The organism is Streptomyces sp. V4I2 (assembly GCF_030817655.1).
Lineage (GTDB): Bacteria > Actinomycetota > Actinomycetes > Streptomycetales > Streptomycetaceae > Streptomyces > Streptomyces plumbiresistens.
Map to the genome: position 1 here is coordinate 9,892,800 of NZ_JAUSZM010000003.1, position 14,432 is coordinate 9,907,231.

Below are 14,432 nucleotides of genomic sequence, written 5' to 3' on the forward strand. Positions count from 1 at the left end.
AGGAGGTGAGGACATGAACTGGTACGACCACCATACGAGCGGCTGGGACTACACACTCATGACACTCATGATGCTCGCCCTCGGCGCGGTGCTGATCGCCGCCCTGGTGCTGCTGCTGCGCCACCCGCCGACAGGTACCCGCGGTGCGGAAGCGTCGCCCGAGCGGCTGCTCGGCGAACGGTTCGCGCGCGGCGAGATCGACGACGACGAGTACGTCCGGCGGCTGTCCGTGCTCGAGCACGGACACGGAAAGCCGCCGTCGAAGAAAGCGAGGTGACCCCCGATGACCACCACCGCACGCGTGCTGATCGCCTACGGCACGAAGAACGGCTCCACCGCCGAGATCGCCGAGTGGATCGCCGAGGCCCTGCGTGACCGGCAGGTCGACGTGGACGTCCGGTCCGCGGCCGAGGTGCAGGACCTCACCGCCTACGACGCCGTACTCATCGGCGGCGGGCTGTACGCCGGACGCTGGCAGCGCGACGCGACCCGCTTCGCCCGCCGGCACCGCAAGGCGCTCGGCCGGCTTCCGGTCTGGCTGTTCAGCAGCGGACCGCTCGACCCGTCGGCGAGCGAGCGGGACATCCCGCCGGCTCCCGGCGTGGCCCGTCTCGTCACCCGGCTGGATGCACGAGGCCACGCCACCTTCGGCGGCCGACTCACCGAGGGCGCCCGGGGCTTCATCGCCCGTCAGATCATCCAGCAGGGCAAGGGAGGTGACTTCCGCGACCGCGCACAGATCGAGGCGTGGGCCCACGGGATCGCCGCAGAACTCGCCGGTTCCACGATGGAACACCATTGACCGCGGCCGGCCCTGAAGTGGGCCGGAACAACGAATGTCGTCCGTGGCACTGATCCGGACGCCATGAGACCCGGTGAACATGGATACCGATGGGGGCGTGTCGCTGTGCCCGACGTGCCCACTGGTCACGGGTGGTAGCTGGGCCACGGGCCCGACGTGGCGGGAGGGACCGCCGTGGGCTGCCGGTCCGTGGCGCACTGGTCCGGATCCGAGGGCGGGAGCAGCTTGTACGCACCGATCCGGTCGGTGCCGAACTCCACGTCCGCCGTCGGTGCGGACGTCGGATGGGCGATGTCCGCGGGCAGTTCGGCCTCGGCCAGGCGCGCGCCCGGGTACGCCGCCATGAGAACGCCGGTGCAGGCGCCGCGCTCTGCGGCGGAAAGGCCCGGCGGGAAGCCGATGGCCCGGCTCTCCGTTCCGTCGGTGGCCAGCTGGTAGCGCTGTACGGACGTCATGTCCGTGCCCGTTGCCGTGGCGGTGAGCTCCCAGAACTCGACCTGTACGGTGACCGGTTCGCACAGCGGCCCCCCGTCCTCGCTGTCGCGCGGGCGGATCACGACGGCCGCGGCCTCGTCGGCCGTGGGCTCGGGGAACGACACACTGGGGCGCAGCCACTGCGCTCGCTCCTTCGCCGACCAGCGGTCGCTCTCGCGGCAGCCGGCGGCTTCCGCGCCGTCGGCCGTCCCCGAGCAGCCGGCCGTCAGCAGTGCGAGAGCCGCCAACAGTGACGTCAGCGACCCGTGTGCGAGTGGGGTCCTGGACATGGTCTCCCTCGATCGGAGCGGGCGAGGCGCGGACACCTCGCGAACTGTGCCGGTGCAGTCTTCGCGGGCCGTGCCGACAGCCGGTGTGCGGGAAAGGGCCATGTGGCCGACTTGTGATCAGCGAGGGCCGCCGTCGTCCGGTGACGGGCGAGCAGTCCGTCTCGTGGCGGGGGCCTGCGGATGCGGGCGATGAGACGGATTGCTGCGCCGGGGTCAGTGATTCCGGGATCAGTCGCCGAATTCTGCAAACAGTTGAGCATTTGTCATTCGCTGCTCACGATTTCCCTGTCAAGAGCCCGGAGACACGGCCTCGGGCCCAGCGCTTCAGAAGTGAGTCGAGCATGGTGCGTGTCCGTTCGTCTTTGACGCAGTTGCCCGCCTACGTCCCGGGCCGCAAGTTGCCCGGGGCGGCAGCTCTGGCCAGCAACGAATCCCCGTACGGGCTGCTGCCCGGGGTCGCCGGCAGGCTCACGGAGCTGGCCGGCGGCGTGTCGCGGTATCCCGACATGGGCGCCGCCTCGCTGGTCCGGGCCATAGCCGGGCACCACGGGGTCGAGCCGGGGCGGATCGCGGTGGGCGCCGGCTCCTCCGAGGTCTGCGGCCAGCTGCTGCACTCGGTCGTCGGTCCCGGCGACGAGGTCGTCTTCGGCCGGCGGTCCTTCGAGGCGTATCCGATCCTCACGGCGGTCGCGGGCGGTACGGCGGTACGCGTCCCGCTGCGTGACCACGCGCTGGACCTCGACGCCATGGCCGCGGCGATCACGGGCCGGACCCGCCTCGTCTTCGTCTGCAACCCCAACAACCCCACCTCCACCGCGGTCGGCGAGCGCGCACTCAGCGAGTTCGCGGACCGCGTTCCGGACGACGTGCTGATCGTCGTCGACGAGGCATACCGGGAGTACGCCGATCCGGCGCTGGTCCCCGACGCCCTCGACCTGCTGGGCGACCGGCCGAACGTGGCGGTGCTGCGGACCTTCTCCAAGGCGTACGGCCTGGCGGGGCTGCGGGTCGGCTACTGCGTGGCGCCACCCGAGCTCGCCGCCCAGGTGCGCAAGACCCAGGTGCCGTTCAGCGTCAGCGCTCTCGCCCAGGAGGCCGCCGTCGTCGCCCTCGGCGAGCGCGCGGAGGTCGTCCGACGCTCGGCGCTCACGGTCGCCGAACGGGAGCGCGTGACCCTGCGCTTGCGTGCGCTCGGCTTCGAAGTCCCCGACTCCCAGGCCAACTTCGTCTGGCTCCCGCTCGCCGAGGAGAGCGCGGACTTCGCCGTGCACTGCCTCGACGGGAAGGTGGTGGTCCGCCCGTTCCTCGGCGAGGGCGTCCGGGTGACGATCGGTCTGCCGGAGGAGAACGACGCCCTGCTCGCGCTCGCCGCTGCCTGGAGAGGCTGAAAGCCGTGCGCCCCAGTACCTATGAGCGGCATCGCGCGCTGCTCCAGGAGGCCGTCCGGGCCCTCGCGGCCGGTGAATGCCGCCGGCCCTTCACGGAGGCGACCGGACAGGATGCCGCCGACGCGGGCATGAGATCCACGCGAACGGCGGCGAAGGTCTTCGGCTCGCTGCTGGGACGGCCCTTCGACCTCGACCAGCCCGGAGAAACCGGCCGGGTGGCCACCGAGTCCTCCCCGTACGGCATCGGCATGCAAATCGGATACCCGAGCTGCGACCCGGCGGCGCTGGTCGCGGCGGCCGAACGGGCCACGGCAGGATGGCGCGCCGCCGGGCCGTACCAGCGTGCCGGGCTCGCCGTGGAGATACTGCGCCGGCTCAACACCCGCAGCCATGAGCTGGCCCTCGCGGTGCACCACACCACCGGCCAGCCTCTCGAGGCGGCGTTCCGGGCGGCCGGGCCGCCCGCCCAGGACCGCGCGCTGGAGGCAGTGGCCCAGGCCTTCGCCGAGTCGGAACGCGTTCCCGCGGACCTGCTCTGGGGAGGCACCCGAGGGAGCGGGGAGCCGGTGGAGATGCGCGGCACCTGCACCCTGGTGCCGCGCGGGGTGTCGCTGCTCATCGGCTGCCCCGACTTTCCGCTGTGGAACGGCTACCCGGGACTCTTCGCCAGCCTGGTGACCGGCAACCCCGTGATCGTCGCCCCGCACCCGAGGGCCGTGCTGCCGCTGGCGATCACCGTGCGCGTCGCCCGCCAGGTGCTCGCGGAGGCCGGTCACTCGCCGGACATCGTGGCCCTGGCGGTGGCGGAACCGGAGCAACGGCTGCACCGGCGGCTGGCCACGGACCCGGCCGTGCGCATCGTCGACTTCACCGGCTCGGCGCGGTTCGCCGACTGGCTGGAGCAGCACGCCCGTCAGGCCGCCGTGTTCGCCCACCGCACCGGCCTGAACGCGGTGATCGTCGACTCCACCGACGACTACCGGGGTCTCGTACGCGGCCTCGCGCACGCCCTGTGCCGGTGCAGCGGCATGGTCCGCACCACGCCGCAGAACATCCTGGTGCCGACCAGGGGCATCGCGACCGACGAAGGGCCAAGGAGCCTGAGGGACTTCGGAGCCGACCTCGGTGAGGCCATGGACCGGCTGCTCGGACACCCGGCACGGGTGGCGAGGCTGCTGGGCGCCATCGTCGGCGACGAGGTGCGGGCGGGTCTCGCCCAGGCCGCACGGCAGGGCACCGTGGTGCACGCCTCCGGGGCGCTGCGCCATCCGGACCATCCGGGCGTCGATGTGCGCAGCCCGCTGCTCGTCCGGCTGGGGGCGCAGGACGAGCGGATCTACGCCCGGGAGTGGCCGGGACCGGTTTCCTTCCTGGTGGGCACGGACTCGACCGCGCACAGTCTGGCGCTGTTCCGCGGCACGGTGGGCCGCCACGGCGCGCTGTACGCCGCGGTGCACTCGACCGACCCGCTGGTGCTGGCGGTCGCCGAGGCGGCCGCGTTGGACGCCGGAGTGCATCTCGTGCAGAACCTCGCGGAGGACTTCCCCGCCGACCCCTCCTCGGCCGGCGCGGATCTTCCCGCCGCGGGCGCCCACTTCGTCACGGGGCGGTTCCGGGTGGTGCGGTCCCGGCGGCACGTCGCGGCGGTCGCGACTCCGGCCGCGGGGTCGGAACAGGTGCTGGTGCCGGACGTGGGCTCCGCCGTCGCGCTGGTCGACGTCTGAGCCGGGCGGGCCACAACGCCGGTGCCCGGGGCCGAACCGCGCCCCCGGGCACCGGCCGGGCGGTCAGGCGGTCCAGTCGGCCCCACGTCCCCGCACCTCGTCGAAGACCAGCCAGGTGCGGGTCGAGCGCACCCCGGGCACGGCCTGGATGTTCTCCAGCACGACCCGGCGCAGCGCCAGGTTGTCCGGTGCGCGGACGAGCACCAGGACGTCGAAGTCGCCCGTGACGAGGACGACATGCTCGACGTACGGCATGTCGCGCAGTTCACGCGAGATGTCGCGCCAGGCGTTCTGCTCGATGGTCAGCGTCACATAGGCGCTCGTGCCGAGGCCGGCCCGCTGCGGATTGAGCTGCGCGGTGAAGCCGGTGATGACCTCCTCGGCCACCAGCCTGCCGATGCGCGTGTAGGCGTTGGCCCGCGAGATGTGCACGTCCTCAGCGAGCGCCCGGACCGACACCCTGCCGTCCTTGAGGAGCCGGCTCAGGATCTGCCGGTCGATGTCGTCGAGCGGAACGGCAGTTCGTCCGGGCACCGACCCCGGGGTGGAGGTTTCCTCGGACACATTGCCCTCCCAGGGCGCTCAGCTCGGCAGTTCATCGCCGGTTCAGCCGAAGTATTGAACACATATTCCGTAGTGGCGACCATTCTCCTGTCAAGTGTCCAGAGAAAGCGAGTGCCCTCCATGTCCGTGAAGAGCCTCCGACAGACGGTCCACGGCCTCCTGCCGTCCCTCACGCCGGTGCGGTTCGTGGCCGAGGACGGCACCCCCGTGGCCAAGCCGCCCACCGGATACGCCGAGCCCCCGGTCGAGGCCCTGCACGAGGCCTACCGGCGGATGGTCCTGGGGCGCCGGTTCGACACCCAGGCCACCGCGCTCACCAAGCAGGGGCGGCTCGCGGTCTACCCGTCCAGCCGGGGCCAGGAGGCCTGCCAGGTCGGTGCCGTGCTAGCGCTGCGCCCGGACGACTGGCTGTTTCCGACCTACCGGGACTCCGTGGCCCTGGTCACCCGAGGCATCGACCCCCTCGAGGTACTGACGCTGCTGCGCGGCGACTGGCACTGCGGCTACGACCCGGCCGCCACCCGCGTCGCACCCCAGTGCACGCCGCTGGCCACTCAGGTGCTGCACGCCACCGGCATGGCGGAGTCACTGCGCCGCACGGGCGGGGACGGGGTGGCGATGGCCCTCGCCGGGGACGGGGCCACCAGCGAGGGCGACTTCCACGAGGCACTGAACTTCGCGGCCGTCTTCCGCGCGCCGGTCGTCTTCTTCGTCCAGAACAACAAGTACGCGATCTCCGTGCCGCTGGCCCGGCAGACCGCGGCGCCCGCCCTCGCGTACAAGGGCATCGGCTACGGGGTGCGCTCCGAACAGGTCGACGGAAACGACCTCGTCGCCGTCCTGGCGGTGCTGACCGCGGCCGTCGGGCACGCCCGTGCCGGGCACGGGCCTTTCCTGGTCGAGGCGCACACCTACCGCATGGACGCGCACACCAACGCCGACGACGCCACCCGCTACCGGAACGACGAGGAGGTCGAGCAGTGGAGCGCCGCCGACCCGCTCAGCCGGCTGGAGACCTACCTGCGGGCCCGCGGCGTACTCACCGACGAGGACGTCGCGGCTGTGCGGGAGGAGGCGGAGGCCGCGGCCGCCGAGCTGCGCGCGGGCATGAACGCGGACACCGCCGCCGACCCGCTGGAACTGTTCGACCACGTCTACGCCGAGCCGACCCCGCAACTGCGCGAACAGCGCGCCCTGTTGGCCGCCGAGCTGGCCGAGACCGACGAACCCACCACGCTTCAGACTCAGGAGGACTGACGGCCATGGCCAAGGTCACGATGGCGCAGGCGCTGAACACCGCACTGCGCGACGCGCTGCGCGAGGACGAGCGTGTCCTCGTCTTCGGCGAGGACGTCGGCCCGCTCGGCGGCGTCTTCCGGATCACCGACGGACTGACCCGCGACTTCGGCGAGCAGCGGTGTTTCGACACCCCGCTGGCCGAGGCCGGCATCGTCGGACTGGCGGTCGGCATGGCGATGGGCGGTTTCCGGCCCGTGGTGGAGATGCAGTTCGACGCCTTCGCGTACCCGGCCTTCGAGCAGATCGCCTCGCATGTCGCCAAGCTCCGCAACCGCACCCGGGGGAGGCTCTCGCTGCCGATGGTGATCCGCATCCCGTACGCGGGCGGCATCGGCGGAGTCGAGCACCACTGCGACTCCAGCGAGGCGTACTACGCGCACACACCGGGATTGAAGGTCGTCACCCCGGCGACGGCCGAGGACGCGTACTGGCTGCTCCGGGACGCCGTGGCCGACCCCGACCCGGTCGTCTTCCTGGAGCCGAAGAAGCTGTACTGGTCGAGGGAGGACACCGACCTGGAGCGGCGCGACGCGCAGCCGTTCGGGCGGGCGGCGATCCGGCGGGAGGGCCGAGACGCCACGGTCGTCGCGTACGGGCCGTCGGTTCCGGTGGCCCTGGCGGCCGCGGAAGCCGCGGCGGCCGAGGGCATCGACCTGGAAGTCGTGGATCTGCGGACGCTGGTGCCCTTCGACGACGAGACGGTCACGGCATCGGTACGCCGGACCGGGCGCTGCCTGGTCGTCCAGGAGGCCCAGGGCTTCGCCGGCGTCGGGGCGGAGATCGCCGCACGCGTACAGGAGCGCTGCTTCCACTCGCTGGCTGCGCCCGTCCTGAGGGTCGCCGGCTTCGACATCCCCTATCCGCCGCCGAAGCTGGAGCACGCGCACCTGCCCGGCGTCGACCGGATCCTCGACGCGGTCGACCGCCTCCAGTTCGCCGACGAGCCGGACCCCCGGCACCTGCTGAGGGGAGCGGTCGCATGACCACCGCGACGCTTGAGGAGCAGCTGTTCCGGCTGCCCGACCTCGGCGAAGGCCTGGCCGAAGCCGAGATCATCGAATGGAAGGTCGCGGTCGGAGACACGGTGACGATCGACCAGATCGTGGTCGACGTCGAGACCGCCAAGGCCGCGGTCGAGGTACCGGTCCCGTACGCGGGCACAGTGCTGCGTCTGCATGCGGAGGCGGGCACGGCCCTGGCGGTGGGGGAGCCGCTGATCACGGTGGGCGCGGACGCCTCCGGCGGGGCCGCAACGGCCGATGGTCCCTGCGGTACGGCGCCGGGCGGGGCGGTGTCGGCCGACGCGGCCGTGGAGCGTTACCGGGAGGAGGAACAGGCCGGTTCCGGCAACGTCCTGATCGGCTACGGCACCGGCCATGGCCCGGCGACTTCGCGCCGCCGGCGTCGGCGCGCCGCAGTGGTGGCCCCGAGTGAGGCGTCCGGGGGCGCGAGCACCTCCGGTTCCGGCGCCGCACATGCCGAGGCCCCGATCGGCGTCGGCATACTGGCGCACGACGGCAACCCCGCCCCGGTCGCGGCAGGATCGCAGGACCCGGCCGTGGGCCTCGCGCCACACGCACCCCGGGTGATCTCCCCCCTCGTACGGAGGATGGCCCGGGACCACGGGATAGATCTTGCCGCTCTGGTGCCGTCCGGTCCCGCCGGCGTCGTGCTGAGACGGGACGTGGAGCAGGCCGTCGTCCGTGCCGCCACGCAGGCGCCGACGGAACCCGCCCCGGCACCGAACACCCCGGCGCAGTGGGCGTCGGCGCCCGCGCTCGCTTCGCGGGAACGCCCCGCCTCGGACGGTCCCGAGCGCATCCCGTTGCGCGGAGTCCGCCGTGCCGTCGCGGACAAGCTCTCCCGCAGCCGCACCGAGATTCCCGACGCCACCACCTGGGTCGACGTGGACGCGACCGGGCTGCTCGAGGTCAAGAAGGCCATGGAGGCCGCCGAACCTGGCCGCCGCGTCGGGCTGTTGGCCCTGCTGGCCCGCATCTGCGTCGCCGGCCTCGGCCGCTACCCGGAGCTGAACTCCACGGTGGACACCGAGCGGCGGGAGATCGTCCGCTACAGCGAGGTGCACCTCGGCTTCGCCGCCCAGACCGAGCGCGGGCTGGTCGTCCCGGTCGTCCGAGATGCCCAGCGCATGACGACCGTACAACTGGCCGCCGAACTCACCCGGTTGACCGAACTCGCCCGCGACGGGCACCTGCCGCCGGACCGACTGACCGGCGGGACCTTCACCCTCAACAACTACGGGGTGTTCGGCGTGGACGGATCCACGCCCATCATCAACCACCCGGAGGCCGCGCTGCTCGGCGCGGGACGCATCGTCGACAAACCGTGGGTCGTGGACGGCGCCCTCGCGGTCCGCAAGGTCATGCAGCTCTCCCTCAGCTTCGACCACCGCGTCTGCGACGGGGGAGTGGCCGGCGGCTTCCTGCGCTATGTGGCCGACTGCGTGGAGCGCCCGGCGATCCTGCTCGCCGACGTCTGATCCGACCCGTCCTTCTCGTGTCCTCCTGGGTGCCCCGCACCCACTCACCTACCGAACGTTCGGCCAGGAGCTCTCGTGTCCACCGACCAACACCCCGACTTCTTCGCACGTCATACGGATCTGCTCCACCAGGCGGTGGAGCGCGTCGCCGCCCGCGACCACTGGTCGCCGTACCCGGAAAACCCCAGCACCTCCGTGTACGGACCGGGGGAACCCGAGCTGGGCGAGGCCGCCTTCCGTGGCCTTCTCGGCCGGCCCTTCCCCCTCGAAGGGCACCCCACCACCGGCACCGTCCCCGCCGCCGAGGTCTCCCCCTACGGCTTCCCGCTCGGCGTCAGTTACCCCCACCTGGTGCCCGAGGTGGCCGTGGCGACGGCCAGGTCCGCCGCCGTGGCGTGGCGCATCGCGAGCCCGGACACCCGCGCCGGTGTCGCGGCCGAGATCCTGTCCCGGCTGAACGCGGCGAGCTTCGGGATCGCACACGCCGTGCAGCACACCACGGGCCAGCCCTTCCTGATGGCGTTCCAGGCCGGCGGCCCGCACGCCCAGGACCGCGGCCTCGAAGCGGTGGCGTACGCCTGGCACGAGCAGAAGCGCCACCCGGCCACCGCCCGCTGGAGCAAGTCGCAGCGCAGAGGCGGCCCGCTCGTCATGGACAAGACCTTCACCCCCGTCGGACACGGCGTGGCGGTGCTGATCGCCTGCAACACCTTCCCCACCTGGAACGGCTATCCCGGGCTCTTCGCGAGCCTGGTCACCGGCAACCCGGTGGTGGTCAAACCGCACCGGCGGGCCGTACTGCCGCTGGCGATCACCGTGCGCATCGCCCGCGAGGTCCTGGCCGAGGCCGGATTCGACCCGGACGTGGTGCTGCTCGCCGCCGAGCGCGACGACGAGCGCACCGCGCCCGCCCTCGCCACCCATCCCGACGTACGCATCGTGGACTTCATCGGCTCCAGCGAGTTCGGCGACTGGCTGGAGACCAACGCCCGCCAAGCCGTCGTCCACACCGAGAAGTCGGGACTCAACACCGTTGTCGTCGACTCCACGGACGACTACGCGGGACTCCTGCGCAACCTCGGGTTCTCGCTCTCCCTCTACAGCGGCCAGATGTGCACCACCCCGCAGAACATCCTCGTCCCCAGCGACGGCATCGACACCGACCAAGGGCCGCGCACAGCCGACGAGTTCGCCGCCGACCTGGGCACCGCCCTGGACAAGCTGCTCGACGACCCGGCCCGTGCCGCAGCCACCCTCGGCGCGATCGTGAACGCCGGGGTACTGGGGCGCCTGGTGGAGGCGGCGGCCCTGGACCGTACCGCCCACCCCTCCCGCGACCTGGCCCACCCCGACCACCCGGACGCGGTGATCCGCACGCCGCTGGTGGCCCGGCTCGACGCCGAGGCCGACGAAAAGACCTACACCAGCGAGTGGTTCGGACCGGTCTCCTTCGTCATCGGCACCGACTCCACCGCACACAGCCTGCGGCTTCTGCACGACACCGTACGGCGGCACGGCGCCCTGACCGCCTCCGTGTACGCGACCGACGAGGGCGTACTGGAGGCGGCTCGCGCGACCGCGCTGGAGGCGGGCGTGCACCTGTCGGAGAACCTGACCGGCGGCGTCTTCGTCAACCAGTCCGCCGCCTTCAGCGACTTCCACGGCACCGCGGCCAACCCCGCCGCCAATGCCGCCCTCACCGACCCGGCCTTCGTCACGGGCCGCTTCTCGGTCGTCCAGTCCCGTCGCCACGCGCCCGCTCCGACCGAGGAGAACACCGATGCCTGACGAGGTCTATCTGATCGACGGGGCCCGCACCCCGCAGGGCCGTCACGGCGGCGCCCTGGCGGCCGTACGCCCCGACGACCTGGCCGCCCTCGTCGTCGGCGAGGCGGTCCGGCGTTCCGGGATCCCGGCCGACGCCGTGGACGAGGTGATCCTCGGCGCCGCCAACCAGGCCGGCGAGGACAACCGGGACGTGGCCCGGATGGCGGTACTGCTGGCCGGACTGCCGCACACCGTGCCCGGATACACCGTCAACCGGCTGTGCGCCTCCGGGCTGACGGCCGTCGCCTCGGCCGCCCAGGCGATACGGGCGGGGGAGGCCGACCTGGTCGTGGCGGGCGGAGTGGAGTCGATGACCCGCGCCCCCTGGGTGATGGCCAAGCCCGGCACGCCCTGGGCCCGGCCCGGCGAGGTGCACGACACCTCCATCGGCTGGCGCTTCACCAACCCCCGCTTCCCCGCTACGACCACCCTGTCGATGGGCGAGACCGCGGAGGAGGTCGCTGCCCTGGACGGCATCACCCGCCTCGACGCCGACGCCTTCGCACTGCGCAGCCACCGGCGGGCGCTCGCCGCCCAGCAGGCGGGCCGCTTCGCGAAGGAGATCGTCCCGGTGCCGGTGAAGGACGGCGAGGTGACCCAGGACGAGGGGCCCCGGCCCTCCACGTCGCTGGAGAAGCTGGGCGCGCTGCGCACCGTCTTCCGCGCGGACGGGATCGTCACCGCCGGTAACTCCTCGCCGTTGTCCGACGGGGCCGCGGCCCTGGTGGTGGCGAGCGGGTCGGCGGTCGAGCGGTACGGGCTCACTCCCCGGGCCCGCGTCGTCACCGCCGCCTCGGCCGGGGTCGAGCCCCACCTGATGGGGCTCGGTCCCGTGCCGGCCACCGCCAAGGCGCTGGACCGGGCCGGCTGGCAGGCAGGTGACCTGGACGCGGTCGAGCTGAACGAGGCCTTCGCCGCACAGGCGTTGACGGTCGTCCGCCGGCTGAAACTCGACGAGGACCGGGTCAACGCCGACGGCGGCGCCATCGCCCTCGGCCACCCGCTCGGCTGCTCCGGCGCCCGCATCCTGCTCACCCTGCTCGGACGCATGGAACGCGAGGACGCCCGCCGGGGCCTGGCAACCCTGTGCGTCGGCGTCGGGCAGGGCGTGGCGATGCTGGTGGAGCGGCCATGAGCACGCCCATGAGTAGGTCGTACGACACCTTGCTGGTCGAGGAGCACGCGGACCGGGCCGTCGTCACCCTGCACCGGCCCGAGGCCCGCAACGCCATCAACGGCCGCATGATCGCCGAACTGCACCACGTCTGCGAGGACTTGGAACGCGACCCCAGGCTGCTGCTGCTCACCGGTCACGGTGAGGTCTTCGCCGGCGGCGCCGACATCGCCGAACTGCGGCGGCGCGGTCGGGACGAGGCGCTTCAGGGCATCAACAGCCGACTGTTCGAGCGGGTGCGCAGGCTGCCCATGCCCACTGTCGCCGCGGTGGACGGCTGGGCGCTCGGCGGCGGCGCCGAACTGGCGTACGCCTGCGACATCCGGATCGCCGGGCCGGACGCCGTCTTCGGCAACCCCGAGCCGGGCCTGGGCATCCTGGCCGCCGCCGGTGCGTGCTGGCGGCTCAGGGAGCTGGTCGGCGAGTCGGTGGCCAAACAGGTCCTGCTCGCCGGGCGGAACCTCGACGCGACGGCCGCGCACGCCTGCGGGCTGGTCATGGACGTCGTACCGGCCGACCGGCTGATCGCCGAAGCGCACGTCCTGCTCGACCGCATGGCCCGCTCCTCCGGACTCGCCCTGCGCCTGACCAAGCTCGTCACGGACGCTCCCGGTGCCCATCCGGTGGCCGACGACCTCGCCCAGGCCGTGCTGTTCGAGGGCCGCGACAAGAAGGAGCGCATGACGCGCTTCCTGGCCAAGAACGAGAAGAACGAAAAGAACGAGAAAGACGAGAAAGACGAGAAAGACGAGATGAACGGAGGCCCGGAATGACCTCGGCATCAGCACCACCCGCCGTCGTGGGGGTGATCGGCGGCGGCCGGATGGGCGCCGGTATCGCCCAGTCCTTCGCGGCCGCCGGGTCGTCCGTGGTCGTCGTGGAACACGACGGCGCGGCCGCGGCCGTCGCCCTGGACCGGATCGCCGCCGGGCTGCGGCGGGCCGCCGAGCGCGGGGGGCTCGGCGGCCCCGTGGCCGATGACGTACCGGACCGGGTCACCGCCGTGACCTCGATCGCCGGACTGCCGCACGACGCCGATCTGGTCGTGGAGGCGGTACCGGAGGACGCCGCACTCAAAGCCCGGCTGCTCGCCGCCGCCGAAGAGGCCGTGGGGGAGCGGTGCGTGCTCGCCACCAACACCAGCTCCCTGCCGGTCACCGAACTCGCGGCGGCCCTGAAGCGGCCCGGACTCTTCCTGGGCATGCACTTCTTCAACCCGGTGCCCGTCTCCGCGCTGGTCGAACTGGTGCTCGCGCCAGCAGCCGCCTCGGCCTCGCCCTCGGTCTGGAGGCGATCCGCATGGTCGAGGAGGGGGTCGCCGACCCGGAGGCCATCGACACGGCCATGTGCCTGGGCTACCGGCACCCGATGGGGCCGCTGCGCCTCACCGACGTGGTGGGTCTCGACGTACGGCTGGCCATCGCCGAACACCTGCAAAGGACACTCGGAGAACGGTTCGCCCCGCCGGCCTTGCTCCGGGAGAAGGTCGCCCGCGGCGAACTGGGCCGCAAGACCGGTCAGGGGTTTTACCCATGGCCGTGACCGAAGGGGCGACCGCCGAGTCCCGGGCGGACGGGTACCCCGCCCCGTACGGGGTGGCGTACGACGTCACCGATGCCGTGGCCGTCATCGAACTGCGCGGACCCGCGAGCGGCAACACCCTCGACACCCACCTGCGCAGCGGACTCCTCATGGCGGCACGGCGTCTGACCACGGACACCGCACGCGGTGTGCGAGCGGCCCTGATCACCGCCCGCGGCAAGCACTTCTGCGTGGGCCAGGACCTCAGGGAACACGCCCGGCTGCTGAAGACCGCGCCCGCCACGGCCTTCGCCACCATTCCCAACGACTACAACCCGTTGGTCAAGGAGCTGAACGCGCTGCCGGTCCCTCTCGTCGTGGCCGTCGAGGGAGCCTGCGTCGGAGCCGGACTCGGCATCGCCCTCTGCGCCGACGTGCGGGTCGCCGCCGAAGGCGCGCGTTTCGCGACCGCCTTCACCAGCATCGGACTGGCCTCCGACTCCGGCGTCGCCCGCGCTCTCGCCCGCCAGCTCGGCCCCTCGCGGGCGGCCGGACTCATGCTCCTGGGCGATCAGTTCTCCGCACGGGACGCCGAGCACTGGGGCCTGGTCCACCGCGTCGTCGGGGACGGCACGGCCGCGGCAGAAGGGCTGGCTCTCGCCCGCTCGCTGGCCGCTGGGCCCACCGCCGCCCACCGGGAGGCCAAGGCACTGCTGCGGTCCGCTGCCACCACGCCCCTGCCGGCGGCGCTGGAGCGCGAGGCCGTGATCCAGCGGCGGCTCGGCGCCACCGACGACCACCACGAGGCCGTCGCGGCCTTCCTCGAACGCCGCAGCCCCGCCTTCCGCGGCCATTGACCCACCCACCGA

At 72.6% G+C, this 14,432-nt stretch carries 13 protein-coding genes and 1 pseudogene; 12 read left to right on the forward strand and 2 right to left on the reverse strand.

Annotation, left to right across the window (positions count from 1 at the left end; all coding sequences use genetic code 11):
• Positions 1 to 13: 13 nt before the first annotated feature.
• Both QFZ76_RS46225 and QFZ76_RS46230 read left to right on the forward strand, forming a co-directional pair.
• On the forward strand, positions 14 to 277 hold the full coding sequence (locus QFZ76_RS46225) for an SHOCT domain-containing protein (RefSeq protein WP_307679325.1): 264 nt from the start codon (positions 14 to 16) through the stop codon (positions 275 to 277).
• Positions 278 to 283: 6 nt separating this feature from the next.
• Complete coding sequence (locus tag QFZ76_RS46230; protein WP_307679326.1) at positions 284 to 802, forward strand: flavodoxin domain-containing protein; 519 nt, start codon at positions 284 to 286, stop codon at positions 800 to 802.
• A gap of 125 nt (positions 803 to 927) precedes the next feature.
• Here QFZ76_RS46230 and QFZ76_RS46235 read toward each other — a convergent pair whose 3' ends face one another.
• Positions 928 to 1,566 (reverse strand): hypothetical protein, encoded by a 639-nt coding sequence (locus QFZ76_RS46235; RefSeq protein WP_307679328.1) that lies wholly within the window; start codon positions 1,564 to 1,566, stop codon positions 928 to 930.
• 341 nt (positions 1,567 to 1,907) lie between these two features.
• On the opposite strand from QFZ76_RS46235, the gene QFZ76_RS46240 reads away from it, so the two are divergent.
• Both QFZ76_RS46240 and QFZ76_RS46245 read left to right on the forward strand, forming a co-directional pair.
• Positions 1,908 to 2,954 carry a histidinol-phosphate transaminase gene (locus tag QFZ76_RS46240; RefSeq protein ID WP_307679329.1) on the forward strand — a complete coding sequence of 349 codons (1,047 nt, stop codon included), beginning with the start codon at positions 1,908 to 1,910 and terminating at the stop codon, positions 2,952 to 2,954.
• Positions 2,942 to 4,678, forward strand: coding sequence for an aldehyde dehydrogenase family protein (locus QFZ76_RS46245; RefSeq protein ID WP_373464575.1), 1,737 nt, complete (start codon positions 2,942 to 2,944; stop codon positions 4,676 to 4,678). The genes QFZ76_RS46240 and QFZ76_RS46245 overlap by 13 nt, the downstream gene beginning before the upstream one ends.
• A gap of 63 nt (positions 4,679 to 4,741) precedes the next feature.
• Here the strand turns inward: QFZ76_RS46245 and QFZ76_RS46250 are convergent, their stop codons facing one another.
• Positions 4,742 to 5,242 (reverse strand): Lrp/AsnC family transcriptional regulator, encoded by a 501-nt coding sequence (locus QFZ76_RS46250; RefSeq protein ID WP_266451715.1) that lies wholly within the window; start codon positions 5,240 to 5,242, stop codon positions 4,742 to 4,744.
• A 120-nt stretch (positions 5,243 to 5,362) separates the two neighbouring features.
• Here QFZ76_RS46250 and pdhA point away from each other — a divergent pair, with 120 nt between their 5' ends.
• The 8 genes and pseudogenes from pdhA to QFZ76_RS46290 all read left to right on the forward strand — a co-directional run bounded on the left by pdhA (position 5,363) and on the right by QFZ76_RS46290 (position 14,420).
• Complete coding sequence (pdhA, locus tag QFZ76_RS46255) at positions 5,363 to 6,499, forward strand: pyruvate dehydrogenase (acetyl-transferring) E1 component subunit alpha (protein ID WP_307679331.1); 1,137 nt, start codon at positions 5,363 to 5,365, stop codon at positions 6,497 to 6,499.
• Between the two features lie 5 nt (positions 6,500 to 6,504).
• Positions 6,505 to 7,524, forward strand: a complete 1,020-nt coding sequence (locus QFZ76_RS46260; protein ID WP_307679332.1) for an alpha-ketoacid dehydrogenase subunit beta — start codon at positions 6,505 to 6,507, stop codon at positions 7,522 to 7,524.
• Positions 7,521 to 9,041, forward strand: coding sequence for a dihydrolipoamide acetyltransferase family protein (locus QFZ76_RS46265; RefSeq protein ID WP_307679333.1), 1,521 nt, complete (start codon positions 7,521 to 7,523; stop codon positions 9,039 to 9,041). The genes QFZ76_RS46260 and QFZ76_RS46265 overlap by 4 nt, the downstream gene beginning before the upstream one ends.
• Positions 9,042 to 9,116: 75 nt before the next feature.
• A complete protein-coding gene (paaN, locus tag QFZ76_RS46270) occupies positions 9,117 to 10,829 on the forward strand; it encodes a phenylacetic acid degradation protein PaaN (protein ID WP_307679334.1) in 1,713 nt (570 codons plus the stop codon).
• Entirely contained in the window at positions 10,822 to 12,003 is a 1,182-nt protein-coding gene (locus QFZ76_RS46275) for a thiolase family protein (protein ID WP_307679335.1), read from the forward strand. Before paaN ends, QFZ76_RS46275 begins: the two co-directional genes overlap by 8 nt.
• Complete coding sequence (locus tag QFZ76_RS46280; protein ID WP_307679336.1) at positions 12,000 to 12,815, forward strand: enoyl-CoA hydratase/isomerase family protein; 816 nt, start codon at positions 12,000 to 12,002, stop codon at positions 12,813 to 12,815. The genes QFZ76_RS46275 and QFZ76_RS46280 overlap by 4 nt, the downstream gene beginning before the upstream one ends.
• Positions 12,812 to 13,584: pseudogene (locus QFZ76_RS46285) on the forward strand (3-hydroxyacyl-CoA dehydrogenase family protein). Before QFZ76_RS46280 ends, QFZ76_RS46285 begins: the two are co-directional and overlap by 4 nt.
• Positions 13,575 to 14,420, forward strand: coding sequence for an enoyl-CoA hydratase/isomerase family protein (locus QFZ76_RS46290; protein WP_307679337.1), 846 nt, complete (start codon positions 13,575 to 13,577; stop codon positions 14,418 to 14,420). The pseudogene QFZ76_RS46285 and the gene QFZ76_RS46290 overlap by 10 nt, the downstream one beginning before the upstream one ends.
• Positions 14,421 to 14,432 lie beyond the last annotated feature (12 nt).

What these genes read in the sequence shown, in the direction of transcription:
- pdhA (WP_307679331.1), top strand. Translation starts at nt 5,363, where the DNA reads ATGTCCGTGAAGAGCCTCCGACAGACGGTCCACGGCCTCCTGCCGTCC.
- QFZ76_RS46230 (WP_307679326.1), top strand. Translation starts at nt 284, where the DNA reads ATGACCACCACCGCACGCGTGCTGATCGCCTACGGCACGAAGAACGGC.
- QFZ76_RS46275 (WP_307679335.1), top strand. Translation starts at nt 10,822, where the DNA reads ATGCCTGACGAGGTCTATCTGATCGACGGGGCCCGCACCCCGCAGGGC.
- QFZ76_RS46225 (WP_307679325.1), top strand. Translation starts at nt 14, where the DNA reads ATGAACTGGTACGACCACCATACGAGCGGCTGGGACTACACACTCATG.
- QFZ76_RS46235 (WP_307679328.1), bottom strand. Translation starts at nt 1,566, where the DNA reads ATGTCCAGGACCCCACTCGCACACGGGTCGCTGACGTCACTGTTGGCG.
- QFZ76_RS46240 (WP_307679329.1), top strand. Translation starts at nt 1,908, where the DNA reads ATGGTGCGTGTCCGTTCGTCTTTGACGCAGTTGCCCGCCTACGTCCCG.
- QFZ76_RS46290 (WP_307679337.1), top strand. Translation starts at nt 13,575, where the DNA reads ATGGCCGTGACCGAAGGGGCGACCGCCGAGTCCCGGGCGGACGGGTAC.
- QFZ76_RS46265 (WP_307679333.1), top strand. Translation starts at nt 7,521, where the DNA reads ATGACCACCGCGACGCTTGAGGAGCAGCTGTTCCGGCTGCCCGACCTC.
- QFZ76_RS46280 (WP_307679336.1), top strand. Translation starts at nt 12,000, where the DNA reads ATGAGCACGCCCATGAGTAGGTCGTACGACACCTTGCTGGTCGAGGAG.
- QFZ76_RS46260 (WP_307679332.1), top strand. Translation starts at nt 6,505, where the DNA reads ATGGCCAAGGTCACGATGGCGCAGGCGCTGAACACCGCACTGCGCGAC.